This is a genomic window from Cellulomonas alba (assembly GCF_030362835.1).
In the GTDB taxonomy this organism is placed as follows: domain Bacteria; phylum Actinomycetota; class Actinomycetes; order Actinomycetales; family Cellulomonadaceae; genus Cellulomonas; species Cellulomonas alba.
Genome location: NZ_JAUCGQ010000001.1, coordinates 1010136 through 1033450, shown reverse-complemented (window position 1 = coordinate 1033450; position 23315 = coordinate 1010136). Strand labels below are relative to the sequence as shown.

Sequence of the window (23315 nt, the reverse complement as noted above, 5' to 3'; positions counted from 1 at the left end):
TTCGTCGTCGGCGGGTCCGGGCTCTCGCCCGGACGGCGTCAGGCCGTCGGCTGCGCGGGGGCGGTCGACCCGCCCGACGACGAGCCGCCGCGGCGGCGACGACGGCGGCGCGGCTGGCCCTCGCCCGGCGCGCCCTCGGCGGCGGGCCGCTCGGCCCGCGCCGGGCGCTCCTGGCCGGCGCCGTCAGCGTGCTGGCCGCCCTCGCTGCGAGCGCCGTCGCGACGCCCGCCGCCCTGGCCGCCGCCGGCGTGACCGCCGCGACCACGGCCGCCGCGCGAGCCCGCGGCGCCCGAGCCGGAGCCCGAGCCGCCCGGGCCGCTGCGACCCGCGGGTGCCTTGCCCGTGCGCTTGCCGGTCTCGCCGAGGTCCTCGATCGCCTCGGCCGCCAGGCCGGCGCGCGTCTGCTGGTCCTTCGGCAGGCGGCCCTTCACGCCCTCGGGGATGTCGAGGTCGGAGTAGATGTGCGGCGAGCTCGAGTAGGTCTCGACCGGCTCGGGCTTGCCGAGGTCGAGCGCCTTGTCGATGAGCGACCAGCGCGGCATGTCGTCCCAGTCGACGAACGTGACGGCCGTGCCCTTCGCGCCCGCGCGGCCCGTGCGGCCGGTGCGGTGCAGGTAGGTCTTCTCGTCCTCGGGGCACTGGTAGTTGACCACGTGCGTGACGTCCTCGACGTCGATGCCGCGCGCGGCGACGTCGGTCGCGACGAGCACGTCGACCTTGCCGTGGCGGAACGCGCGGAGCGCCTGCTCGCGCGCGCCCTGGCCGAGGTCGCCGTGCAGCGCGCCCGCGGCGAACCCGCGCTCGACGAGCTCGTCGGCCACCTTCGCGGCGGTCCGCTTGGTCCGCGCGAAGACGATCGTCAGGCCACGGCCGCGCGCCTGCAGGATCCGGGCGAGCAGCTCGACCTTGTCGAGCGCGTGCGCGCGGTAGACGACCTGCGTGATGTTCTTGACGGTCTGGCCGCCGTCGTCCGGGTCGGCTGCCCGGATGTGCGTCGGCTGCGTCATGTAGCGACGCGCCATCGCGACGACCGCGCCCGGCATCGTGGCCGAGAACAGCATCGTGTGGCGGCTCGCCGGCGTGGCCGCCAGCAGCGTCTCGACGTCCGGAAGGAAGCCGAGGTCGAGCATCTCGTCGGCCTCGTCCAGCACGACCGTGCGCACGCGCGAGAGGTCCAGATGGCGCTGCTTGAGCATGTCGATCATGCGGCCGGGGGTGCCGACCACGACGTCGACGCCGTGGTTGAGCGCCTCGATCTGCGGCTCGTACGCGCGGCCGCCGTAGACCTGGACGACGCGCACGGTGCGGCGCGCCGACGCGGTCGCGAGGTCACCGGCCACCTGGACGGCCAGCTCACGCGTCGGGACGACGACGAGAGCCTGCGGCTTGCCCGGGCCGGCGAGCTCGTCGTACCCGGGCTCACCGGGCGCGACGATCGAGTTCAGCAGCGGGACGCCGAAGCCCAGAGTCTTGCCGGTGCCGGTCTTCGCCTGGCCGATGATGTCGTGCCGCTGGAGCGCGACCGGCAGCGTCATCGCCTGGATGGGGAACGGGTGGGTGATGCCGGCATCGGCGAGGGCCTGGACGATCTCCGGGCGGACCTCGAAGTCGCCGAACGACGCGTCGACGGCCTGCACGGAGGACGCGGTGTTGTAGAGGGGGCGCGTCGCCGGGGCGGCGAGCGCGGAGGCGAGCGTGGGCTCGTCGGTGGTCTCGACCTGGGCGTTCGTGCCCAGGTCGGTGGCGGAGTTGGTCACGCGGACTCTTCACTACGCAGGGTGACGGGGCCCGCTCGGGCCTGGCCGACGACGGCCGGGGACGGCGCTCCGCGTCACGCGGGTGGCCGGCAGCCGATCGTGGATTTCTCCTGCGGGCGTCGCCGGAACGAGGTCCGGGGCCGCGCGAGGCGGGTCGTGAGACGTGAGACGTGACGACCGGGCAACCGATGTACGGGAGCGAGTCTATCGGACGGCTGGGGGCAACCGCTGTGACCTGCGTCCCGACCCGCCGCGTCGAAGTGAGGACGGGTCCCGGACTACCATCGCCGGATGACGACGCACCTTCCGGACGGTGTCAGCGTCGACGCCACGCCCGTCGGCCCCACGGACGAGAACCACATCGCGAAGGCGGCGCCCGAGACGCCGGCGGACCGGCGCGACACCATCGAGCTCCTGGGCCTCGTGGCCCAGCTCGAGGACGTCGCGTTCGCCCGGCTCGCCGCCGACGCCGCGCTCGCACCGAGCACCGAGCAGCGGCTCGCGCTCACGCAGTTCGCCGCCGCGGCCGTCGTGCGGCGCGACCGGGTGCTGGCGCGCATCACCGACCTCGGGGGTGACCCCGTCGCCGCGCTCCGCCAGTACGACCACGTGCTCGACGACTTCGACGCACGCACGCAGCCGAGCTCGTGGTGGGAGCGCCTGCTCAAGGCGTACGTGGGCTACGGCGTCGCCGACGACTTCTGCCGCATCGCCGCCGAGGGCCTCGACGAGACCTCGCGCGCGATGGTGCTCGAGATCCTCGACGACGCGTCGCACGCCGACCTCGCGGTCGCCGAGCTCGACGCCGCCGGCTCGTCGGACGGCGTGCTCACCGCGCGGCTCGCGCTGTGGGGCCGCCGCCTGGTCGGCGAGTCGCTCGGCGTGGTGCAGCGCCTGCTCGTGCAGCGTCCCGGCCTGGTCAGGGTGCTGACGCGCTCGCGCGACGCCGACGTCCCGGCCGTGGACGCCGCGGACCTCAACACGAACCAGCCGACGAAGCTGTTCAGCGAGCTCACCGCGCAGCACACGCGCCGGATGTCGCGGCTCGGGCTCACGGCCTGACGCCTGCTGCGCGGACGACTGAGGCCGCCCCGGAGGGCGGCCTCAGTCGTCGTCGTGCCTCGTGCCGCCGAGCGGCACGAGCGGGGTCAGATCGAGCCGAAGCCCACGCGGGCCTTCGCCTCGGAGCCGATCTCGACGTACCCGAGCACCGCCGTCGGGACGATGACGCGGCGGCCGCGCGTGTCGCGCAGCTCGAGCGACGCCCCGCCCGACAGGGCAGCCGCGACTGCCGCCGCGACCTGGTCGGCCGTCTGGTCGGACTCCAGCACGATCTCGCGCGGCAGGTTCTGCACCCCGATGGTGATCTCCACCGTCATTTGTTCGGTCCCTCTCGCTGCGTTCGCGGGCGGCCGGACCGGCCACCTGCGGAGGGTCCGATCCTAGGCGTCCTCGTAGACGAAGTCCGGCCGGATGAGCCCCGCGACCCCCGCCCACGCGAGCTGGGCCACGAGCTCGACCGTCCGCTCGGGGCCGGAGTCGTCCTGCCGGCGCAGCCGGTGCGTCGCGGCGCCCTGCGCCATCGCGATGAGGGAGGCCGCGAGCAGCGCGGTCTCGTCGGCCGGCAGCGCGGTGACCTCGCCGAGGACGCCCGCGATGCGCTCGGCGGCGACCGACGACGCGTGCTCGACGCGGGCGCGGACGTCGTCGTCGTGCGTGACGTCGGACTCGAAGAGCAGCACCGACGACGTCCCGGCGCCCTCGACGAACATGACGAACGCGCGCACGACCGCCGCGACCACGTCGCGCCCGTCACCGCGGTGCACGGGGCCCTGCTCGACCGGGGCGACGGCCGCATCGATCGCGGCGAGGAGGTCCGCGCCGCGCTGGTCGACCACCGCGAGGTACAGGTCGAGCTTCGAGGGGAAGTGCCGGTAGAGCACCGGCTTGCTGACCTCGGCGCGGTCGGCGATGTCGTCCATCGAGACGTGGTGGAAGCCCTCCGAGGAGAAGAGCTCCTGCGCGATGCGGAGCACCTGGGCGCGCCGCTCGGACCTGCCCATGCGCGGGCTGCGGGTCCGCGTCGAGTGCTCGCCCTCGATCATGCCGCGATGGTAGTCACGGCAGATGACAGGGCGATGACGACGACCGGGTGATGAACAGTCGATGTCGGTGGCGTGTGGTGGACTTCCGGCCGTGACGACGTCGGCCGGCCTCCGCCTTGCGCGCCCGTCGCTCGCCGACGCGGCGGCGGCGGGCGCGTCGCGCGTGCTCGACGCTGACCAGTCGGACGTCGTCCGCCGGGTCGTCGCGGGACAGGACCGAGCCCTCCTCGTGCTCGGCGCGCCGGGCAGCGGGCGGACCACCGTCGCGCTCGAGTCCGTCGGCGCAGCGGTCGAGGCGGGGTTCCCCGTCCAGGAGGTGCTGGTCCTCGCGCCGACGCGGCGCGCCGCCGCCGAGCTGCAGGACCGGCTCGCGGCGCGGCTCGGCACGACGACCGGCGGCCGCATCGTGCGCACGCCCGCCGCCGCCGCGTTCTCGGTGCTGCGCGCGCGTGCGGCGCTGCGCGGCGAGCCCGCGCCGGTGCTGGTCTCGGGCCCCGAGCAGGACCTGATGCTCGCGGACCTGCTCGCGGGCCACGCGGCGGGGGACGGCGTGCCGATCCCGTGGCCGCCGCACGTGCGGTCCGACGTGCTGGGCATGCGCGCCTTCCGCGACGAGGTGCGCGACCTGCTGATGCGCGCGGCCGAGCGCGGGCTCGCGCCCGAGGACCTCGAACGGCTCGGACGCGAGCACGGGCGCGCCGAGTGGGTGGCCGGCGCCGCCCTGTACGGCGAGTACCTCGACGTCGCGCTGCTCCGCGCGTCGACGCCCGACGCCGGCGAGCGGCTCGACCCGGCCGTCGTCGTCGAGGAGGCCGCACGCGCGCTGCTGACCTGGGACGACGAGGTGCCTCGCGCGCCGCGGCCGCGCTGGCGGCTGGTCGTCGTCGACGACCACCAGGAGAGCACCGCGGCGACCGCGACGCTCCTGCGCGTGCTCGCGGACGACGGTGCGCGCCTGCTGCTGACGGCCGACCCGGACGAGGCGGTCCAGACGTTCCGCGGGGCGACGCCGGCGCTGGTCGGTCGCGCCGTGGTGGACGGCCCGGGCATCGGTGAGCTCGGCGCCGAGACGGTCGTGCTGCGCACGGTGTGGCGGCACGGCCCCGAGGTCCGTCAGGTCGTCGCCCGCGTCGCGGAGCGCGTCGGGACCGTCGGCGCCGCCCAGCACCGTCGCGCCGGCGGGCACGGACCGACGGGCACCGCGGGCGTCGTCCTGCTGCCGAGCGCCGCGCAGGAGGCCGCGTACATCGCCGTCCAGCTGCGGCACGCGCACCTGCACGACGGTGTCGCGTGGGACGACATGGCCGTCGTGGCACGCACCGGGGCGCAGGTGTCGGCGCTGCGACGGGCCCTCGCCGGAGCCTCCGTGCCCGTCGCCGTGGCCGGGAGCGACGTCGCGTTGCGCGACGAACCGGCCGTGCGGCCGCTGCTCGAGGCGATGCGCGTGGTGCTCGGCGACGCGCCGCTCGACGCCGCCGTCGCGTCCCGCCTGGCGTGCTCGCCGCTGGGCGGTCTCGACGCGGTCGGGCTGCGACGGGCGCGCCGGGCGCTGCGCGCGGCCGAGCTCGAGGGCGGCGGTGGGCGCCCGAGCGACGCGCTCCTGGTGGAGGCGCTCGCCGAGGGCGCCACCCCGCCGCGGCCCCTGCGACGCCTCGCCGCGGTCCTGGATGCCGGTCGAGCGGCTGCCGCCGAGCCCGACGCGGACGCGCAGACGGTGCTGTGGGCGCTCTGGGACGCGTCCGGGCTCGCACCGGCCTGGCAGCGCTCCGCGCTGGCAGGCGGGGCCGCGGGCGATCGCGCGGATCGCGACCTCGACGCCGTGCTCGCACTGTTCCGCGCCGCCGAGACGTTCGTCGACCGCAGCCCGCGCTCGCGCGCCGCGGCGTTCGTGGACTGGCTCGCCGCGCAGGACCTGCCCTCGGACTCGATCGCGGCGCGAGCCCGGCGCGCGGCTGTGCCGGTGCTCACGCCTGCGGGCGCCGCCGGCCGGGAGTGGGACGTGGTCGTCGTCGCGGGCGTGCAGGAGGGCACCTGGCCCGACCTGCGCCTGCGCGACTCGCTGCTCGGCGCGCAGGCGCTCGTCGACGTGGTGGCGGGCCGCGCCGGCGCCTCCGACGACGAGCGCGGGGCGTCCGCGGCGCGCGAGGCCGTGCTGCACGACGAGCTGCGGTCGTTCGCGGTCGCGTGCTCGCGCGCGCGGCGGCGACTGCTGGTCACGGCCGTGACCGACACCGAGCACGAGCCGTCGCCGTTCGTCGACCTCGTCCAGGCCGCGCGGACGGAGCCGGACGACCGGCTCGGCTCGGCGCCGGCACCGCTCGACCTGCGCGGCCTCGTCGGCCAGCTGCGGGCGGTGCTCGAGGACGCCGCGCGGCGCGGTGAGGCGCCCGACCCGGAGGCCGTCGCCACGCTCGGCCGCCTGGCTCGGCACGGTGCACCCGGGGCCGACCCGGCGACCTGGTACGGCCTCGCCGAGCCGTCGACCGACGAGCCGCTCTGGGCCGACGACGAGCGGGTGCCCGTGTCGCCGTCGCGCATCGAGGCGGCGGCGCGGTGCGCGCTGCGCTGGGCGCTCGAGTCGGCCGGCGGCTCGCCCGCGGCGAGCGCGCAGCAGACCCTCGGCACGCTCATCCACTCGATCGCGCAGGAGCACCCCCGCGGCACGCGCGAGGAGCTCGCCGCCGCGCTCGACCGGCGCTGGGTCGAGCTGGGCCTCGGTGAGGGCTGGCCGGCGCGGTACACCCGACGGAACGCGGACGCGATGGTCGCTCGGCTCGCGGACTACCTGGCGACCGCCGGCGAGCCCGTGCTGCTCGAGGCCTCGTTCCGCATGGAGACCGACCGTGCGCTCGTCAGCGGCCAGGTCGACCGGATCGAGCGCGCCCCGGGCACAGCGGACGCGGTCCGCGTGGTGGACCTCAAGACCGGCAAGACGGCCCCGCCGACCGGCAAGGTGGCGACGAACCCGCAGCTCGGCGCCTACCAGCTCGCCGTCGACGCGGGGGCGTTCGACGAGCTGCCCGCAGGCACCACGAGCGCGGGCGCCCAGCTCGTGTACCTCGGCACGGGGAAGGCCGGCACGGTGCGACGGCAGGACGCGCTGGCCACGGCCGACGACCCGGAGTGGGCGCGCACGCTCGTCGACGAGGTCGCGGGCTCGATGGCCGCGCGATCGTTCGCCGCGACCGTCAACGACCAGTGCGACCGGTGCCCGGTCCGGCGCTCGTGCCCGCTGCGCGACGAGGGCGGGCAGGTGACCGAGTGAGCACGACGCAGGCACCGGAGGTGCTGCTGAGCGCGCGGCAGATCGCGGCGCTCCTCGGCGGCCCGGGTCCGACCGACGAGCAGGTCCGCGTGATCGAGGCGCCGCTCGCGCCCGCGCTCGTCGTCGCGGGCGCCGGCTCCGGCAAGACGGAGACCATGGCGGCGCGGGTCGTGTGGCTGCTCGCCAACGGCGTGGTCGCACCCGACCAGGTGCTCGGCCTGACGTTCACGCGCAAGGCGGCCGGCGAGCTGCAGGACCGCGTCCGCCTCCGGCTGCGCCGGCTCGCGCGCGCCGCGGCCGACGCCGGGGTCACGCTGCCCGGGCCGTCCGTCGCCGACGACCTGCTCGGCGGGCTGTCCCGACCGACGGTCGCCACGTACAACTCGTACGCCGCGTCGCTCGTGGTCGACCACGCGCTGCGGCTCGGGCTCGACCCGTCGGCGCGGCTGCTCGGCGAGGCCGCGCAGTGGCAGCTCGCGGCCGACGTCGTGGAGGCGTGGCTCGGCGACCTCGACACCGACGCGGCCACCTCGACGGTCACCGAGGCGGTGCTCGCGCTGTCGGGCGCGCTCGACGAGCACCTTCTCGACCCCGATGAGGCGCGGCGCCGGATCGACGGGATCGTCGAGGCGATCGAGGCGACGCCCGGATCGCTCATGGCCGAGGTGCGCGGCCTGGTGCGTTCACTCGGCGAGCGGGCTCGGGTGCTGGACCTCGTCGCGGAGTACCGCGCCCGCAAGCGCGCGGCCGACGCGATCGACTTCGGTGACCAGGTCGCGCTCGCGGCCCGGCTCGCGCGCGACGTGCCCGAGGTCGGCGCCGCCGAGCGCGACCGGTTCCGGGTCGTGCTGCTCGACGAGTACCAGGACACCTCGTACGCGCAGCTGGAGCTCCTGCGCGCCCTGTTCGGCGACGGGCACCCCGTGACCGCGGTCGGTGACCCGCAGCAGTCGATCTACGGCTGGCGCGGCGCGAGCGCGGGCGGCCTCGAGCGGTTCCCGGCGACGTTCCGCGCGGTCGACGCCGACGGGACGCGCCGTTCCGCGGACGTGCACTGGCTGTCGACGTCGTGGCGCAACGATCGCGCGATCCTCGACGCCGCGAACCGGATCGCCGCCCCGCTGCGGGCCGCCGCCGCGGCACGGGTCGAGGTTCCCGTCCTGACGGCGCGTCCCGACGCGGGTCCCGGCCGGGTGCATGCGCACGTCGCGGCGACGGTCGAGGACGAGGCGCGCGCGGTCGCGCGGTTCGTCAAGGAGCGGTGGCGCCCCGCGGGTTCCGACCAGCAACGCGTCACCGCCGCGGTGCTGTGCCGCAAGCGGTCGCAGTTCGGCGCCCTGCGACGTGCGCTGCGTGCCGAGGACCTACCCGTCGAGGTGGTCGGCCTCGGCGGCCTCCTCGCGGCACCCGAGGTCGTCGACCTCGTCGCGGTCCTGCAGGCGGCGCACGACCCCACGCGCGGCGATGCGCTCGTGCGGCTGCTCACGGGCGCGCGCACGCGGCTCGGTGCGGCGGACCTGCACGCGCTCGCGGCGTGGGCCGCTGACCAGACCGGCCGCGCGAACCGGCGTGAGCGCACGGGCGAGGAGGGTGCGCCGGTCCAGGCCGACGTCGTGGACGAGCGCAGCATCGTCGACGCGCTCGACGCCGTGGGCGAGCACCCGGAGCGCGAGTGGACGAGCCGCTCGGGCCGCGCGCTGTCGCCCGCGGGTCGCTTGCGGGTCGCGGAGCTCGCGCGCGTCCTGCGCACCCTGCGCGCGCACGCGTACCTCCCCGTGCCCGAGCTCGTCGCCGAGGCGGAGCGCCTCCTGGGCCTCGACATCGAGCTCGCGGCCCGGTCGGTCACGGCGCCCGCGCGGGCGCGTGCCCAGCTCGACGCGTTCCGCGACGTCGCCGTCGAGTTCGCGCAGTCCTCCGACCACCCCACGCTCGGCGGGTTCCTCGCGTGGCTCGAGGCCGCCGAGGAGCGCGAGAACGGCCTCGACCTGCCGGTCGTCGAGCCCGACCCGGACGCGGTGCAGCTCATCACCGTCCACGGCGCGAAGGGGCTCGAGTGGGACGTCGTCGCCGTCGCGGGCCTCGTCGACGGCGGCCTGCCCGCGACTGCCACCCAGGGCAAGGACGGCCCGAAGGACTCTGCCTGGCTGAAGGGCCTCGGCTCGTTGCCGTACCCGCTGCGCGGCGACCGGGACGACCTGCCGAGCTTCGAGTACGCGGGAGCGGCCGACGGCAAGGACCTCGAGCGCCGTCGCCAGGCGTTCCTGCAGGCCGCAGGGGAGCACGAGGTGGCCGAGGAGCGCCGCCTCGCGTACGTCGCGCTCACGCGGGCGCGCTCCGAGCTCCTGCTGAGTGCGGCGTGGTGGGGCGACGGCGTCCGGCCGCGACCGATCTCGCTGTTCCTCGACGAGCTCGCCGTCGACGGGCTCATCGAGATCGACGCCTGGGCGGACGCGCCGACGCCTGTGGACGGCAAGCCCGAGCAGGCGGCCGGCGACCCGGCGGTGTGGCCCGTCGACCCGTTCGGGACGGCGACCGAGTCGCGCCGTGCGGCCGTGGAGCGGGCGGCGACGTGGGTGCGTGCGGCCGCCGGCGACGTCGGCTCGACGGACCTGACGGGCCGCTGGGCCGCGCTCGCGGACCGGCTGCTCGACGAGCAGGAGCGTGCGTCGGCTCCCCTGCAGGAGGTCGAGCTCCCGTCGCACCTGTCCGCGTCCGCGCTCGTCCGGCTCGCCGCCGACCCCGACGAGTTCGCACTCGGGCTGCGCCGGCCGGTGCCCTCGCGCCCGTCCCCGCAGGCACGCCGCGGCACCCAGTTCCACGCGTGGGTCGAGGGCTGGTTCGGCCGCGCCGCACTCGTCGACGTCGACGAGCTCCCGGGAGCGGACGACGAGACCGCCCCGACTGCCCCCGACGAGGCAGCGCTTCGCGTCGCGTTCCTCGCGAGCCCCTGGGCGCGACGCGAGCCGGTCGCCGTCGAGGTCGACGTCGAGACGTCGGTCGACGGGTACGTGCTGCGCTCGCGGATCGACGCCGTCTTCGTCGACGACGACCGCTCGGACCTGTCGCCGGACGAGCAGGGCGTGGTGGTGGTCGACTGGAAGACCGGCGCGCCGCCGTCCGACCCGCGCGCACGCGCCGCGCGCGAGATCCAGCTCGCCGTCTACCGCCTGGCCTGGTCCCGCTGGTCGGGCGTTCCGGTGGATCGCGTGCGTGCGGCGTTCTGCTACGTCGCGACGGGCACGACGGTGTACCCGGACCGGCTGATGGGGGAGGACGAGATCGTGGCGCTCCTTCGCCGCGCGGTCGCCGACCGGCGCGCGGCGCCCGACTCAGTCGGGAACGCCTGACTCGGCCGCGACGCAGCTGTCAGGCGGGCGACCTGACCGGTCGACCCGGCCAGGACGTGGCGGTCTGGCGAGGCCGCAGTCAGGCGAGCAGGCCGTCAGGCGAGCACGCAGTCAGGCGAGCAAGCAGTCAGGCGAGCACGCGGTCAGGCGAGCAGGCCGCGAGGCGAGCAGGCCGTCAGGCCAGCGACGGCTCCGGCTCCGCCTCGTCGAGCGCCCGCGTGTGCGCGTCGAGGTCCTCGAGCATCGACACCGCGTCCTCGACCACGTCCGCATTCTTCGTCCGCACCCCGTAGAGCAGCCACCGCACGAGCGCGAGCTCGCCCGACAGCAGCGCCCGGTCGGCCAGGTGCGGGTCGAGGAGCTCGGTCCGGCGCAGCTGGTACGCCTCCATGAGCGACTCCGCCGCCTCGGGCGGCGCCGCGACGAGCAGCCACGCGAGGTCGTCGGCGGGATCGGCGACGCACGCGTCACCCCAGTGCAGGACGCCCGACACCTCGTCGTCGTGCACCAGCAGCCGCTCGCCCGTCACGTCGCCGTGCACCACGGTCGGGCTGAAGCGCCACAGGGCCACGTCCTCGAGCCGCTCCTCCCAGCGCCGCAGCAGCGTCGCGGGGACGCGGCCCGTGCGGGCGGCCTCGTCGACCTCCGCCTGACGCCGCGCGCGGTACGTCTCGGGCTCGTACACCGGCAGCCCGGCGTTCTCGACGATCGACGTCGGCAGCTCGTGGATCGCGGCGATCGCGCGCCCGACGGAGGCGGCGAGTCCCGGCCCGGGACGGAGGTGCTCGACGGCCAGCGCGGTCCCGGGGATCTCGGCGTGCACCGCGGCGCGGCCGCCCTCGGGCAGGTGCGCGAACCCGGCGGGGCGTGCCACGGAGAACGGCAGCGCGCCGCGCTGCACCTGCTCGTCGAGCGCCTCGAGCAGCACCACCTCGGCCTCGAGCGCCGCACCGGCGGCAGCGCTGACGGGCGCGCGCACCACCCAGCGCTTGCGGGTCGCGTCGATGACCACCGCGATGTCGAAGTCCGTGCCGGGTTGAGCCGGCCGGCGGACGTCGAACGCGTCCAGTCCGGGGACGGCGACCGTCGCGAGGGCGGCGAGTGCGAGGGGCGATCGGACCACGCGCTCAGCCTAGGTGCGGCACAGCCGCCTCCCGGGCGCGCGCCCTCGGCGTGTCACGTCCGATTCGTCCGGCGCGTCCGACCGTCGGCCGTGTGTAGCGGCCGTGACCGGCTCACGTCTCGGCGCTGGGTACCGTGGGCGCCGTGATCCCCGACGAGCTCCCGCTCTCGCGCGCGCTCGTCGACCGCGCTGCTCATCTCCGCGCTGACGCCTCGGCCGTGGACGACGCGCGCGCCGACCCCACGACGCGCGTCCTCCTGGTCGGCGACTCGTCCGTCGTCCTCAGCGCCGACGGCGAGCTCGCGCTGCTGACCCCGGCGGACGCCGACGAGGCCGCGGCCACGCTCGAGGGCACGCCGGCCGACGAGCCCGGGACCGCCCACGACGCGGAGCAGTGGCTCCTGCTCGGCGCGGACGACGGCGGCCGCTACCTGGCTCGCCGGGTGCGCGCGACGCGGCCCGCTCCGCCCACGGGATCCCCGAGCGACGTCCTCGTGCACCGCCGCGAGGCGCCGCCAGCGCCCCGCGAGCTCCCGTCGGGCTTGGTCCGGGCCGCCCTGCGCACGGTCGGCGCCGACCTGGGTGCGCGCGACGCGGGCCTCGCCACCGCCGCCGTCGCGCTCGACGCATGGCACTCGCGCCACCCGCGCTGCCCCCGCTGCGGCGGCCCGACCCGCATCACGCAGGCCGGCTGGGTCCGCACCTGCGAGGTCGACGGCTCGGAGCACTACCCCCGGACCGACCCGGCGGTGATCATGGCCGTGATCGACGACGCCGACCGGCTGCTGCTCGGGCACGCCGCGGCGTGGGCGGCGGGCCGATGGTCGACGCTCGCCGGGTTCGTCGAGGCCGGCGAGTCGCTCGAGCACGCGGTGCGCCGCGAGGTGCTCGAGGAGACCGGCGTCGTCGTCGGAGAGGTCAAGTACCGGGGCAGTCAGCCGTGGCCGTTCCCCGCGTCCCTCATGGTCGGGTTCCACGCCCGCGCCACGACGGGGGACGTGCGGGTCGACGGCGTCGAGCTGACCGACGCGCGCTGGTTCACACGCGAGGAGCTCGCGCGGGCCGTGGTCGACGGCGAGGTCATCCCGCCGGGACGGTCATCCATCGCGCGGGCGCTGGTCGAGGACTGGTTCGGCGGCCCGCTGCCCGCGGGGGCGGCCGCGTTCTGACGGCGGCGCGTCCGACGTCAGCTCAGTCGGGCCTGGACCTCGGCCAGCGACGGGTTCGTGGCCGCCGACCCGTCCGGGAAGACGACGGTCGGCACCGTGCGGTTGCCGCCGTTGATGGACTCGACGAGCGACGCCGCGTCCTCGTGGTCCTCGACGTCGATCTCGGTGTAGCCGATGCCGGCCGAGGCGAGCTGCGTCTTGAGCCGTCGGCAGTACCCGCACCACGTGGTCGTGTACATCGTGATCGTGCCGGGCTCGGGCAGCGTGGTCGTCATCGGGTTCCTCGCGACGTCGGTTCGATAGGTCGGGCGCGCGTGTCTCGCGCCTGCGCACCGCGCAACGTCCCGACCCGCCGGTCGATTCCCGGTCGGCGTCGCGTCCACAGGGGGCGGCCCGAGGGGGCCGGCGCTGTCGGTGCGGGCTGAGACACTGTGCGCGATGTCCGCCGACGCCCTCCTCGACGCGCTCGACCCCGAGCAGCGCGCCGTCGCGCTCGCGCTCCGCGGTCCGGTGCGGGTGCTCGCCGGCGCGGGCACCGGCAAGACGCGCGCGATCACGCACCGCATCGCGTACGGCATCCGCACGGGGGTCTACCGCCCGGCCAACGTGCTGGCGGTGACGTTCACGGCGCGCGCCGCGGGCGAGATGCGCACGCGGCTCCGCGAGCTCGGCGCGCCGGGTGTCCAGGCGCGCACCTTCCACTCCGCGGCCCTGCGCCAGCTCGGGTTCTTCTGGCCGAAGGTGGTGGGCGGTGCGCCGCCGCGCCTGGTCGAGGCCAAGGCGCAGCTCGTCGCCGAGGCCGCGCGCCGCGTGGGGCTGTCCGTCGACCGCGAGAGCGTGCGCGACCTCGCCTCGGAGATCGAGTGGGCCAAGGTCGGCCTCGTCGTCCCGGACGACTACGAGAAGGCGCTCGCCGCGACGGGTCGCCCGGCCCCCGCTGGCGCGGACGCGCAGGCAGTCGCGCGGCTGATGGCGGCGTACGAGCAGGTCAAGGACGAGCGGGCCGTCATCGACTTCGAGGACGTCCTGCTGCTGCTCGCCGCGATGCTCGCCGAGCGCCGCGACGTCGCGGAGACCGTGCGCGAGCAGTACACGCACTTCGTGGTCGACGAATACCAGGACGTCAGCCCCCTGCAGCAGCACCTGCTCGAGCAGTGGCTCGGCGGCCGCAACGAGCTGTGCGTCGTCGGCGACCCGAGCCAGACGATCTACTCGTTCGCCGGCGCCACGCCGCACCACCTGCTCTCGTTCACCCAGCGCTACCCGCGCGCGACGACGGTCGAGCTCGTGCGCGACTACAGGTCCACCCCGCAGGTCGTCGCACTGGCGAACCGCGTGATCGCGCAGACGCTGCGCGCGGGCGGGCCGCGCCCGCTCGAGCTGCGCGCGCAGCGACCCGACGGCCCCGAGGTCGGCTACGTCGCCTACCCGGACGACGAGGCCGAGGCAGCCGGTGTCGCGCGGGCCGCGGCGCGGCTCGTCGCGAGCGGGGTGCCCGCCGCGCAGATCGCGATCCTCTACCGCACGAACGCGCAATCCGAGGCGTTCGAGGCGGCGCTCGCCGAGGCCGGGGTCGGCTACCAGGTGCGCGGCAACGAGCGGTTCTTCGCGCGTCGTGACGTCCGCGACGCGCTGGTGCTGCTCCGCGGTGGCGCACGCGCCGCCGATCCGGACGTCCCGATGCCCGAGGCGGTGCGCGACATCCTGCGCAACGTCGGCTGGGCCGAGGAGCCGCCGCCGGCGCGGGGCGCGGTGCGCGAGCGGTGGGACGCGATGCAGGCACTCGTCGGCCTCGCCGACGCGCTCGCGGCCGCGCCGCCCGAGGGCCGGGAGCGCGCCACGGTCGCGGACCTCGTCGCGGAGCTCGACGAGCGTTCGTCGGCACAGCACGCGCCCACGATCGACGGCGTCACGCTCGCGTCGCTCCACGCCGCCAAGGGGCTCGAGTGGGACGCGGTGTTCCTGGTCGGCGCGCGCGAGGGGCTGATCCCCACGCTGCAGGCGGAGACACCGGCGGCCGTCGCCGAGGAACGCCGCCTGCTCTACGTCGGCGTCACGCGCGCACGCGAGCACCTGCAGGTGTCGTTCGCCCGCGCCGGTCGGCCCGGTGGCCGGGCGTCGCGCTCGGCGACGCGGTTCCTGCGCGACGTCTGGCCGCAGGGCGGCCCCGCGAGTGATGCCGCGACCCGCCCCGAGTCCGTGGCCACGGACGCGCGGGTCGTCGAGCGGCTCACCGCCTGGTGCGCCGAGCGGGCCCACGCCGACGGGGTGCCGGCTCGGTCGTTGCTCACGAGCGCGCAGATCGACGAGGTCGCACGGCTGCGGCCACGGACGCTGCAGGAGCTCGCCACGGTGCGCGGCATCGGCCAGCAGAAGCTGCGCGTCATCGGCGACGGTGTGCTCGCGGCGGTCGCCGGCGGCGAGGCGCGGCGGCGCTGAGGTCGCCCGCACCGGGCCCCGAGGGGCGCCGCCGAGGCGGCCGAAGGGCCAGGTGAAACCGACTTCCCGGTTCTTTCAAGAATTCGTGGTTAATCGGTTGTCCGGGTCGATCGACCGGGCCTAGGGTGGCACACGTCCCCAACGTGAGCTCCGGCCAGTGACGGCCAGGAACGATCCCCAGAAGGAGGTGGCAGCCGAGATGGACATTCAGATCACCGCGACGTATCGCAACGCGGCTCCGTGCGCTGCCCTTCTCCAGGGGTGGCGTATGCCCGCGTCCGAGCACGTCTCGCGCTTTGGGGCCGTCGACACGGCAGCAGTCGTGAACGCGAGCAAGCGCACGTCCGACCCCCGACTCCGACTCGGGACTCCACCGGCCTGAACCAGGCCGACAGGTCATCAAGGCCGCGGAGTCCGTTCTCGGATCCGCGGCCTTCGTCTTTCCCGCTCGGGCGGGTGAGCCAGCGGTCGCCGATCCGGCACCCGACGCAAGACGCTCACCAGCAAGAAGCAGGAGGACATCGTGCGGCTCACGACGCTGCTCGACACCATCAACCAGGGTGGATCGGGTCCCTGGCCGGCCGGCAGCCCCGAGACCACCGACGACGCCACGGTCTTCGACGACCTGGTCCAGACCCTCGTCCCGTGCCGTTCCCACGACCCGGAGCTGTGGTTCGCCGAGCGAACCGCCGAGGTGGAGCTGGCCAAGGCTCTCTGCCGCGACTGCCCGCTTCGCGACGGCTGCCTGGCCGGCGCCATCGAACGCGCCGAGCCCTGGGGCGTCTGGGGCGGAGAGGTCTTCATCGGCGGGGTCGTCGTCCCGATGAAGCGCGGCCGTGGTCGGCCGCGCAAGAACCCGGCCGCCTGACGGCGGCTCACCGCCGGACCGGCTGCACGAGTGCGCCGGTCCGGCGGCGCCCGGGGCCGGCGCCGGCCCGGTCCCGGGACGTCAGACCGTCGGTGCCTCGGCCACCGGCACGCCGGACCACGTGGGCGGCGCGGCGCACCCCCACGACGGGTGCGCCGCCCACTCCCGCCGCAGCGGCAGCGCGTACGGCGCGACGACCTCGTAGGTGACGCCCCGCAGGGGGGAGCGACCACCGTCGAGGTGCGCGAGCACCGCCGCTGCGGCGAGCCCCGCGCTCACCGCGGCGACCGCGAGCACGCTTCCGGCGGCGAACCCGGTCGGGGGCGCGACGCCGGCGGCCGCGCCCACCTGGGTGCCCAGCTGGGGAGCGACGTCGGACCACTGAGGGTCCGCGTCGGCGCGGTGCAGGTCGAGGCACCGCAGGCAGGCGCCGTCGCCGGGCACGACGAGCGGCCCCACCAGCACGTCGCCCTCTCGCTCGACGACCGACAGGTGCACCACTCCCGCCGCGACCAGCCGCGGCCCCTGCTCGGGATCGGCCACGTCCGTGTCGACGACGACGAGGACGTCGGGCGCCCCGCCGGTCAGTGCCACCTCGGGCGCCACGTCGCGCAGCCGACGTGCGCCGACGACGTCACGCGGGGCACCGACGTCGCCCCAGCCGTAGCCGCCCGGGGCGATGTCGCCCGACCGCACAGGGCGCGCGTCGTCGAGCAGCAGCGTGCCGACCCCGGCCGCCGCGAGTGTCGCGGCGATGGCGAGCCCCACGGGCCCGAGGCCCATGACGCCGACGCAGCCGGCGGCGCGCGCGGACACGACGTCGCCGAGGCCCACGAGCTCGGCGATCTGCGGTTCGGCGCCCAGCTGGCCGGACCGCCGGTCGCGCGCTCCGCCGCCGAGCCCGGCGCGGTCGAGGTCGGCGACGATGCGCGCCGCGCGGCGCTCGTCCACGCCCTGGCGCGCCCCGACGGCCGTCAGGTCGCCGCCCGCGCCGAGGGTCGCGAGCGCGTCCGCCTCGGCTGCGGTCAGGTCGTCGACCAGGACGGCCCAGCGCGGGTCGGTACCGATCTGCACGGAGTGCGGTCCGCGACGGAGAACGCGTAGCCCCGGGCGCAGTCGCACGCGTCCTCCGCTCGTCGGCCACGCACTGTGGCACGACCCAGCGGACGGCGGTCGCGATCCGTCCACAGGAGCCGACGCCCCGGCCGGAGAACGGCGGAGGGGCGCCGTCCCGTGGACGACGCCCCTCCGCGGAGGTTCAGCGGTGGCTCACGCCTTGCCGAGGATCCGGTTCAGCTTGGTGCCGCAGACCGGGCACACGGCCTTGGCCATCTTGCGGCCCGACTCGGAGACGACGACCTCGCCCTCCGCCTCGCGCTTCTCCTTGCACTTCACGCAGTAGAACTCGCCTGCGTACGTCTCGGCCACGGGGGACCTCCATCGGTGTCAGGGGCACCGGTCCGGGTCGCCGGCCGGCGGCTCGGACCGCGTCTCCACCAGCGACCGAGCGACGACAACAGTAGTGGGCGGTACCGCCGGGTCGGCCCAGGTCAGCGCAGGACGCACGGCGTGTCGGGCGTCCGTGGGCCGCGCGGGCTCCGGTCGAGGGCGGCACGCTAGCGTGCACCCTGTGACGCACCACACGTCCGACCTGGCGAACGTCGAGGTCCGCCGCTCGCGCAAGCGTGTGCGGACCGTCTCGGCGTGGCGCGAGGGCGACCGGACGATCGTGGCGATCCCCGCGCGGTTCACGCGCACGCAGGAGCGCGAGTGGGTGCGGCGCATGCTGGCCCGGCTCGCCGCCCAGGAGCGCCGGCGCCGGCCGTCGGACGACGAGCTCGCGGCGCGTGCCGCCGACCTGTCGACGCGGTACCTGGGCGGTCGTGCGACGCCGACGAGCGTCGCCTGGTCGTCGAACCAGGGGCGACGCTGGGGTTCCTGCACGCCGTCGGACGGGACCATCCGCATCTCCGACCGCGTGCGCGGCATGCCGCGCTGGGTGCTCGACTACGTGCTGCTGCACGAGCTGGCGCACCTGCTGCACAACGGCCACGGACCGGCCTTCTGGGCCGAGCTCGACGCGTACCCACGCACGCAGCGGGCCCGCGGGTTCCTCGAGGGCTACTCGTACCGCGCGGACGGCGCGGGTGAGCCGACGGGCGACGAGGCCGAGGAGGCGGACGAGGAGGCCGACGTGCTCGAGGACGACCCGCGCGACAACCCCGTCACGCTCGAGGCCGACGACGAGACGGGAGCGGCGCGCGGCGTGTGACGGCCGGCGATCGCCCGGCTCGGCCACGGGGAGATGGCGCCGGGCGTCCGGCACCGCGCGGACCGGCCGTGCCGGCGCATGACCGGCGGCACGACGCCGACCTTCGCGTCACTCGCCCGACGCGGCGCCCCCGTCGGACCCGTCGCCCAGCAGCTCCGCGATCGCGCGGTCGACGGCCGCGGACTCGTCGGCGGCGGCCGTGCGGCGCGCGGTGTAGCCCGCGGGGTCGTCGAGGTCCTCGGCGGTCGGCATCAGGTCGGGGTGATCCCACACGGCGTCGCGTGCGCTCTGCCCACCGTCGCGCGCGATCTGCGCCCACAACGTCGCGGCGTCGCGCAGGCGGCGCGGCCGGAGCTCGAGGCCGACGAGGTTGGCGAACGTCTGCTCGGCGGGGCCGCCCGCGGCTCGGCGGCGGCGGATCATCTCGCGGAGCGCGACGGTGTGGGGCAGGTGGGGCAGCGCGGCGCTGGTGCTCACCTCGTCGACCCAGCCCTCGACGAGCGCGAGCGCGGTCTCGAGCCGGCCGAGCGCGGCCTCCTGCTCGGGAGTCGTCTGCGGCGCGAACACGCCGCCGGAGAGCGCCTGCTGGAGCGCGGACGCATCCGTCGGGTCGATCGAGCGGACGGCCTCCTCGAGCTGGTCGGCGTCGATCGTGATGCCGCGCGCGTACGCGGCCACGGCGCCGAACAGGTGTGCGCGGAGCCACGGGACGTGCGTGAACAGGCGGCTCGCGGCGGCCTCGCGCAGCGCGAGGAACAGGCGGACCTCCTCGGCGGGAGCGTCGAGGTCCTCGGCGAAGTCCGCGACGTTGCTCGCCACGAGCGCGGGTGCGGGCCGGTCGAGCAGGGGGAGCCCGATGTCCGTGGTGCCGAAGACGTCGCGCGCGAGCGTGCCGGCCGCCTGGCCGACCTGCATGCCGAACACCGCGGAGCCGAGGCGGCGCATCAGCTGTGACGGGTCGAGCCCACCCGGCAGCGACACGTCCGCGCCGAGGTCCTCGGGGAGCGCGCCGGCGAGCGCGTCGCTCAGGGCGGCCGAGAGCGACGTGGCGACGGGCTCGGTGAGCGTGCGCCACGTCGGGAGAGTCGCCTCCACCCACTCCGCGCGGCTCCAGGCCCGGGGCGTGCCGGCGGACGGGGGCAGGTCGGTGGCGGCGTCGAGCCAGAGCTCGGCGACGCCCAGCGCGTCGGTGACCTCGCGCGACTGGGCCGGCGTCAGCGCCGGGTCGCCGCCCTGCGCGGCGACCTGCCGGGCGAGGTCGTGAGCCATCGGCCAGTTCACCGAGGCGTCGCCACCCGCCGCCATCATGCTGTTGACCTGCGCGAACATCGCCCGGACCGTGGCAGGATCGGTGGGCAGCTCGCTCGCGCCGGCGAGCTGCGCCGGGTCGAAGCCCTGGGCGCGGAGCTCGCGCACGGCGTCGGCGGCACCTTCCTCGCCGAGGATCGCGCGCAGCATCTGCTCCCACGGGGGGACGTCGGACGGACCGGTCGGGTCGTGCTGGCTCACGCGGGACCTCCTGCGACGATGGGCCCACGACGGGCTGCCGACGGGCTCACGATCGGCGCGGTGGCGCACGGCGCGCGCCGACCGGCCGAGGCTGGTCGGACCACGGTAACCAGGCAGGCGAGGGGCGGGGACGGGTGGACGAGCCGGTTCGCTCAGGGCGCAGCGCGCGATCGCGAGCGCGGACGTCGGAGGCCGGGACGAACGGCGCGGCGGCAGCGGGCGGCACGCACGACGACCGTGTGGTCGTCGTCGGCCGCGGGCCCGTCGCTGCTGCCGTCGCGCGGTCGTGGCCCGGCTCGACGCTGCTCGACGACGCGCCCGCCGCCGACGCGACCGCGCACGGCGCACGCGCCGCCGGTGTCGCGCCGACGACCGCTGCCGGTGTCCCGTCGACGACCCCCGCCGGGTCGGCCGCCGCGCCGCGCGCCGCAGGAGGCGATCCGGTGCCCGCGGCGCCCACCCCGGTGCGACCCACCGCCCTCGAGGACGCGTTCGCGGGCGCTGATGTCGTCGTCCTCGTGGCGCTGCCCGGCGAGCCCGTGCGCGGGCACGGCTGGCACGAGCGGCAGGCCGCCCTCGTGTCGCGCACGCAGCGGCTCCTCGCGGCGGCGCGCAGCGCGAAGGTGCGCCACGTCGTGGCCGTGACGTCTGCGGTCGTGCACGGTGCGCGGCCCGACCGTCCGCTGATCCATGACGACGAGCCCCTGCAGCGCCTCGACGACGCCGCCCGCGACGGCCTGGTGGGCGACCTGCTCGCGGTCGAGTCGGTGCTCGCGCGCGCGGCCCGGCGGCGCAGCCCGCTGCTCACGGTGCTGCGCCCCGCCGCGGTCGTCGGACGCGGCGTCGACACGTTCGTCACGCGGCACTTCGAGGCTCCGCGGCTGCTGACGGTGCGGGGTGCGGTGCGCGAGTGGCAGTTCGTCCACGTGGACGACCTCGCGGCCGCGGCCCGCCTCGTCGTCGAGCGGCGGATGGCCGGCACCTTCACCGTCGGCGCGCCGGACGTGCTGACGCCCACGCAGGTGGAGGCCGCGTCGGGCATGCGGCGCATCGAGCTCGCGCCCGCCACGGCGTTCGGGACCGCCGAGCGGCTGCACCGGGTGGGCGTGCTGCCGTCGGCGTCGGGCGAGCTCGCGTTCGTCGTGTACCCGTGGACCGTGGCGTCCGACGGGCTGATCGCGGCGGGCTGGGCGCCGGCGCACAGCAGCGCGCAGTGCCTCGACGTGCTGCTCGAGGGCGTCCAGGGCCGGCTCGCGGTCGCCGGCCGGCGGGTCGGCGCGCGGGATGCGGCGGCGCTCGGTGCCGCGGGTGCCGCGGTCGCGCTGATCGGCACGGCGGCGATCTGGCGGCAGGCCCGCCACCGCCGCGGCCGGTAGCGCGCGCAGCCCCGCCGCGATCCGCCGCCGCGGTCCGTAGCGCGCGGCGCCGCCCGCGAGCCGCGCACGACGGCGCTCAGGGGTCGACCGGACGCCGGAGGCGGGCCGTACCGCGAGCCGGTCGCGCCGCAGGTCGCGGTCCCGGCGAACGCCGGACGGGCGCTCGCGGTCCGGGAACGCGGCGTCCAGGTGGCTGGTGCATGATCATGGCGTGCCGGACGAGATCGACCCCGCAGCGCCGCCCGCCGACGGAGGCCCGGCCTGGTTCCCGCCCGCGCAGCCGGCGATGCGCTCGAGCCGGCGCTCGGTCGTGCTTGCCGTCTCCGCGCTGGTCACGGCCGTGCTGCTGGGCGTCCTCGTGGTCGCGCCCGCGCCCTACGCGGTCGACAGCCCCGGACCGACCAAGGACGTGCTCGGGACGGACAACGGGACGCCGCTCATCACGATCAAGGGCGCCCAGACGTACGACCCGACGGGCCAGCTCCGCCTCGTCACGGTGTCCGGCACGGGCGGCCCCGGGTTCCCGTCGACGGTCCTGACCGTGCTGCGCGGCTGGATCTCCCGGTGGTCCGTCGTGCTGCCTCGCGAGGACCTGTACCCCGAGGGCAAGTCGCAGGACGAGATCGACCAGACGAACCAGCAGCAGATGACGACGTCGCAGGAGGACGCGACCGTCGCGGCGCTCACCGAGCTCGGCTACGCGGTGCCGGCCACCCTCACCGTGGCGGGCACGGTGCAGGGGTCCGGCGCGGACGGCAAGCTCCAGAAGGGCGACGTCATCACCGCGATCGACGGCAAGGCCGTCCCCACCTACCAGGATCTGGCCGACGTGCTGGCCGCCGTGAAGCCGGGCGCGACGATCACGGTGACGGTGAAGCGCGGCGGCTCGTCGGTCGAGGTCCCGGTCGTCACCGGCAAGCGCCCCGACGGCTCGGCGCAGATCGGCATCTACATCGACCCCACGTTCCACCCGCCGATCGACGTGAAGATCAGCATCGACAACATCGGCGGGCCGAGCGCCGGCACGATGTTCGCGCTGGGCATCATCGACATGCTCACGCCCGCGGACGAGGCGAAGGGCCAGGTCATCGCGGGGACGGGCACGATCTCCATCACGGGAGACGTCGGCCCGATCGGCGGGATCCGGCAGAAGATGGCGGGGGCGGTCCGCGACGGGGCACGGTGGTTCCTCGCGCCCGACTCGAACTGCAACGAGGTCGTCGGCCACGTGCCGCGCGGCCTGCACGTGGCCAAGGTGTCGACGCTGCACGGGGCGCGCGAGGCCGTCGCCGCGATCGGTGAGGGCAAGGGCGAGACGCTGCCGACCTGCTCCTGACGAGGCAGTCGCGCCCGTCACGTGAGCGTCGCGCGCGCCGCGTCAGGCGAGCGCCGAGCGCACCGCGTCAGGCGAGCGTCGAGCGCACCGCCGCGACGAGCCCCGGCACCAGGTCCGGACCGTGCCCCACCGCGTCGTCGGCGTCGTTCGCGCGGGTCCGCACGGCGCACCACGCGGCGCCCCCGCGCAGCACGCCGACGGCGAGCCGCACGTCCTGCCGCTCGGGGTGCGTCAGCAGGTACTCGAGCGCGGCCGCCTCGTCGTCCGGCACGTGCTGCTCGGCCGCGGGCGGCAGCACGATCCGCTCGACCGTCACCGCGGCGCCGTCGACCGACTCCGGCCAGGTCAGGCCCGCCAGGAGCGACTCGAGGTCGGGCGCCCCGGGGAGCTCCTCCTGCTCGATCGACGTCAGGTGCCACGGCTCGGCCGCCGCGGCCGCGAGGACCTCGGGCGTCAGCTGCGCGGCGAGGCCCGGCTCGGCGGCCAGCGCGGCCTGCGTCCGCACCAGCGCGAACACCCGCACCGGCGCGTCCCAGCCGGCGGCGGCCACGTGGTGCTCGATCTCGCGCACGGCGTCGGCGAGCGCGCGCTGAGCGGGGTCGGCGGTCGTCTGCGGGGCGGGGGAGTCGTCGGTCACGGCCCCATCGTCGCATCGCGGGGAGGTCGTCCCGCAGGTGGCACGGTCGTGTGGGAACCTGGGCGTCGACCGGCGCGTTCACGCTGCGAGTGGCGGATCTGCGCCGCTGCGA

The 23315-nt window shown here is 76.2% G+C and carries 18 protein-coding genes; 9 read left to right on the top strand and 9 right to left on the bottom strand.

Annotated features, from left to right (window positions below; genetic code table 11):
* Positions 1–38: 38 nt before the first annotated feature.
* Positions 39–1757, bottom strand: coding sequence for a DEAD/DEAH box helicase (locus QRT04_RS04565; protein ID WP_407653550.1), 1719 nt, complete (start codon positions 1755–1757; stop codon positions 39–41).
* Between the two features lie 291 nt (positions 1758–2048).
* Between QRT04_RS04565 and QRT04_RS04560 the strand changes: the two genes are divergently transcribed.
* On the top strand, positions 2049–2819 hold the full coding sequence (locus QRT04_RS04560) for a ferritin-like fold-containing protein (protein WP_289453833.1): 771 nt from the start codon (positions 2049–2051) through the stop codon (positions 2817–2819).
* Between the two features lie 86 nt (positions 2820–2905).
* On the opposite strand, the gene QRT04_RS04555 is transcribed toward QRT04_RS04560, so the two are convergent.
* Entirely contained in the window at positions 2906–3130 is a 225-nt protein-coding gene (locus tag QRT04_RS04555) for a DUF3107 domain-containing protein (protein WP_289455708.1), read from the bottom strand.
* Positions 3131–3199: 69 nt separating this feature from the next.
* A complete protein-coding gene (locus QRT04_RS04550; RefSeq protein ID WP_289453831.1) occupies positions 3200–3862 on the bottom strand; it encodes a TetR/AcrR family transcriptional regulator in 663 nt (220 codons plus the stop codon).
* A 91-nt stretch (positions 3863–3953) separates the two neighbouring features.
* On the opposite strand from QRT04_RS04550, the gene QRT04_RS04545 reads away from it, so the two are divergent.
* Together QRT04_RS04545 and QRT04_RS04540 are read left to right on the top strand one after the other, a co-directional pair.
* The gene (locus tag QRT04_RS04545; protein ID WP_289453829.1) at positions 3954–7127 is read left to right on the top strand and encodes an ATP-dependent helicase; all 3174 of its coding nucleotides are present in this window, start codon (positions 3954–3956) and stop codon (positions 7125–7127) included.
* Positions 7124–10474 carry an ATP-dependent DNA helicase gene (locus QRT04_RS04540; protein WP_289453827.1) on the top strand — a complete coding sequence of 1117 codons (3351 nt, stop codon included), beginning with the start codon at positions 7124–7126 and terminating at the stop codon, positions 10472–10474. Before QRT04_RS04545 ends, QRT04_RS04540 begins: the two co-directional genes overlap by 4 nt.
* Before the next feature lie 175 nt (positions 10475–10649).
* Here the strand turns inward: QRT04_RS04540 and QRT04_RS04535 are convergent, their stop codons facing one another.
* Positions 10650–11597, bottom strand: a complete 948-nt coding sequence (locus QRT04_RS04535) for a phosphotransferase (RefSeq protein ID WP_289453826.1) — start codon at positions 11595–11597, stop codon at positions 10650–10652.
* A gap of 143 nt (positions 11598–11740) precedes the next feature.
* Between QRT04_RS04535 and nudC the strand changes: the two genes are divergently transcribed.
* Positions 11741–12766 (top strand): NAD(+) diphosphatase, encoded by a 1026-nt coding sequence (nudC, locus tag QRT04_RS04530; RefSeq protein WP_289453824.1) that lies wholly within the window; start codon positions 11741–11743, stop codon positions 12764–12766.
* Between the two features lie 17 nt (positions 12767–12783).
* Here the strand turns inward: nudC and QRT04_RS04525 are convergent, their stop codons facing one another.
* Positions 12784–13041 (bottom strand): mycoredoxin, encoded by a 258-nt coding sequence (locus tag QRT04_RS04525; RefSeq protein WP_289453822.1) that lies wholly within the window; start codon positions 13039–13041, stop codon positions 12784–12786.
* Positions 13042–13204: 163 nt separating this feature from the next.
* Here QRT04_RS04525 and QRT04_RS04520 point away from each other — a divergent pair, with 163 nt between their 5' ends.
* Together QRT04_RS04520 and QRT04_RS04515 are read left to right on the top strand one after the other, a co-directional pair.
* Complete coding sequence (locus tag QRT04_RS04520) at positions 13205–15205, top strand: ATP-dependent helicase (RefSeq protein ID WP_289453821.1); 2001 nt, start codon at positions 13205–13207, stop codon at positions 15203–15205.
* 523 nt (positions 15206–15728) lie between these two features.
* Positions 15729–16073 (top strand): WhiB family transcriptional regulator, encoded by a 345-nt coding sequence (locus tag QRT04_RS04515; RefSeq protein WP_289453820.1) that lies wholly within the window; start codon positions 15729–15731, stop codon positions 16071–16073.
* An 81-nt stretch (positions 16074–16154) separates the two neighbouring features.
* Here the strand turns inward: QRT04_RS04515 and QRT04_RS04510 are convergent, their stop codons facing one another.
* Together QRT04_RS04510 and QRT04_RS04505 are read right to left on the bottom strand one after the other, a co-directional pair.
* Entirely contained in the window at positions 16155–17147 is a 993-nt protein-coding gene (locus tag QRT04_RS04510; RefSeq protein WP_289453818.1) for a thiamine biosynthesis protein ThiF, read from the bottom strand.
* A gap of 195 nt (positions 17148–17342) precedes the next feature.
* Positions 17343–17501 carry a DUF5679 domain-containing protein gene (locus QRT04_RS04505; RefSeq protein WP_289453816.1) on the bottom strand — a complete coding sequence of 53 codons (159 nt, stop codon included), beginning with the start codon at positions 17499–17501 and terminating at the stop codon, positions 17343–17345.
* A gap of 202 nt (positions 17502–17703) precedes the next feature.
* Between QRT04_RS04505 and QRT04_RS04500 the strand changes: the two genes are divergently transcribed.
* Positions 17704–18345, top strand: a complete 642-nt coding sequence (locus tag QRT04_RS04500) for a YgjP-like metallopeptidase domain-containing protein (protein WP_289453814.1) — start codon at positions 17704–17706, stop codon at positions 18343–18345.
* A gap of 108 nt (positions 18346–18453) precedes the next feature.
* Here QRT04_RS04500 and QRT04_RS04495 read toward each other — a convergent pair whose 3' ends face one another.
* Entirely contained in the window at positions 18454–19803 is a 1350-nt protein-coding gene (locus QRT04_RS04495) for a zinc-dependent metalloprotease (RefSeq protein WP_289455706.1), read from the bottom strand.
* Positions 19804–20093: 290 nt separating this feature from the next.
* Between QRT04_RS04495 and QRT04_RS04490 the strand changes: the two genes are divergently transcribed.
* Complete coding sequence (locus QRT04_RS04490) at positions 20094–21230, top strand: NAD-dependent epimerase/dehydratase family protein (protein ID WP_289453813.1); 1137 nt, start codon at positions 20094–20096, stop codon at positions 21228–21230.
* A 211-nt stretch (positions 21231–21441) separates the two neighbouring features.
* Positions 21442–22566 carry a YlbL family protein gene (locus tag QRT04_RS04485; protein WP_289453812.1) on the top strand — a complete coding sequence of 375 codons (1125 nt, stop codon included), beginning with the start codon at positions 21442–21444 and terminating at the stop codon, positions 22564–22566.
* Between the two features lie 67 nt (positions 22567–22633).
* Here QRT04_RS04485 and QRT04_RS04480 read toward each other — a convergent pair whose 3' ends face one another.
* Entirely contained in the window at positions 22634–23203 is a 570-nt protein-coding gene (locus tag QRT04_RS04480; RefSeq protein WP_289453810.1) for a PPA1309 family protein, read from the bottom strand.
* Between the last annotated feature and the right edge of the window lie 112 nt (positions 23204–23315).

Excerpts from the sequence above, each read along its gene's own strand:
- QRT04_RS04525 (WP_289453822.1), bottom strand. The coding sequence starts at position 13,041 with ATGACGACCACGCTGCCCGAGCCCGGCACGATCACGATGTACACGACC.
- QRT04_RS04560 (WP_289453833.1), top strand. The coding sequence starts at position 2,049 with ATGACGACGCACCTTCCGGACGGTGTCAGCGTCGACGCCACGCCCGTC.
- QRT04_RS04550 (WP_289453831.1), bottom strand. The coding sequence starts at position 3,862 with ATGATCGAGGGCGAGCACTCGACGCGGACCCGCAGCCCGCGCATGGGC.
- QRT04_RS04495 (WP_289455706.1), bottom strand. The coding sequence starts at position 19,803 with ATGCTGCGCGCGATCCTCGGCGAGGAAGGTGCCGCCGACGCCGTGCGC.
- QRT04_RS04520 (WP_289453821.1), top strand. The coding sequence starts at position 13,205 with ATGTCCGCCGACGCCCTCCTCGACGCGCTCGACCCCGAGCAGCGCGCC.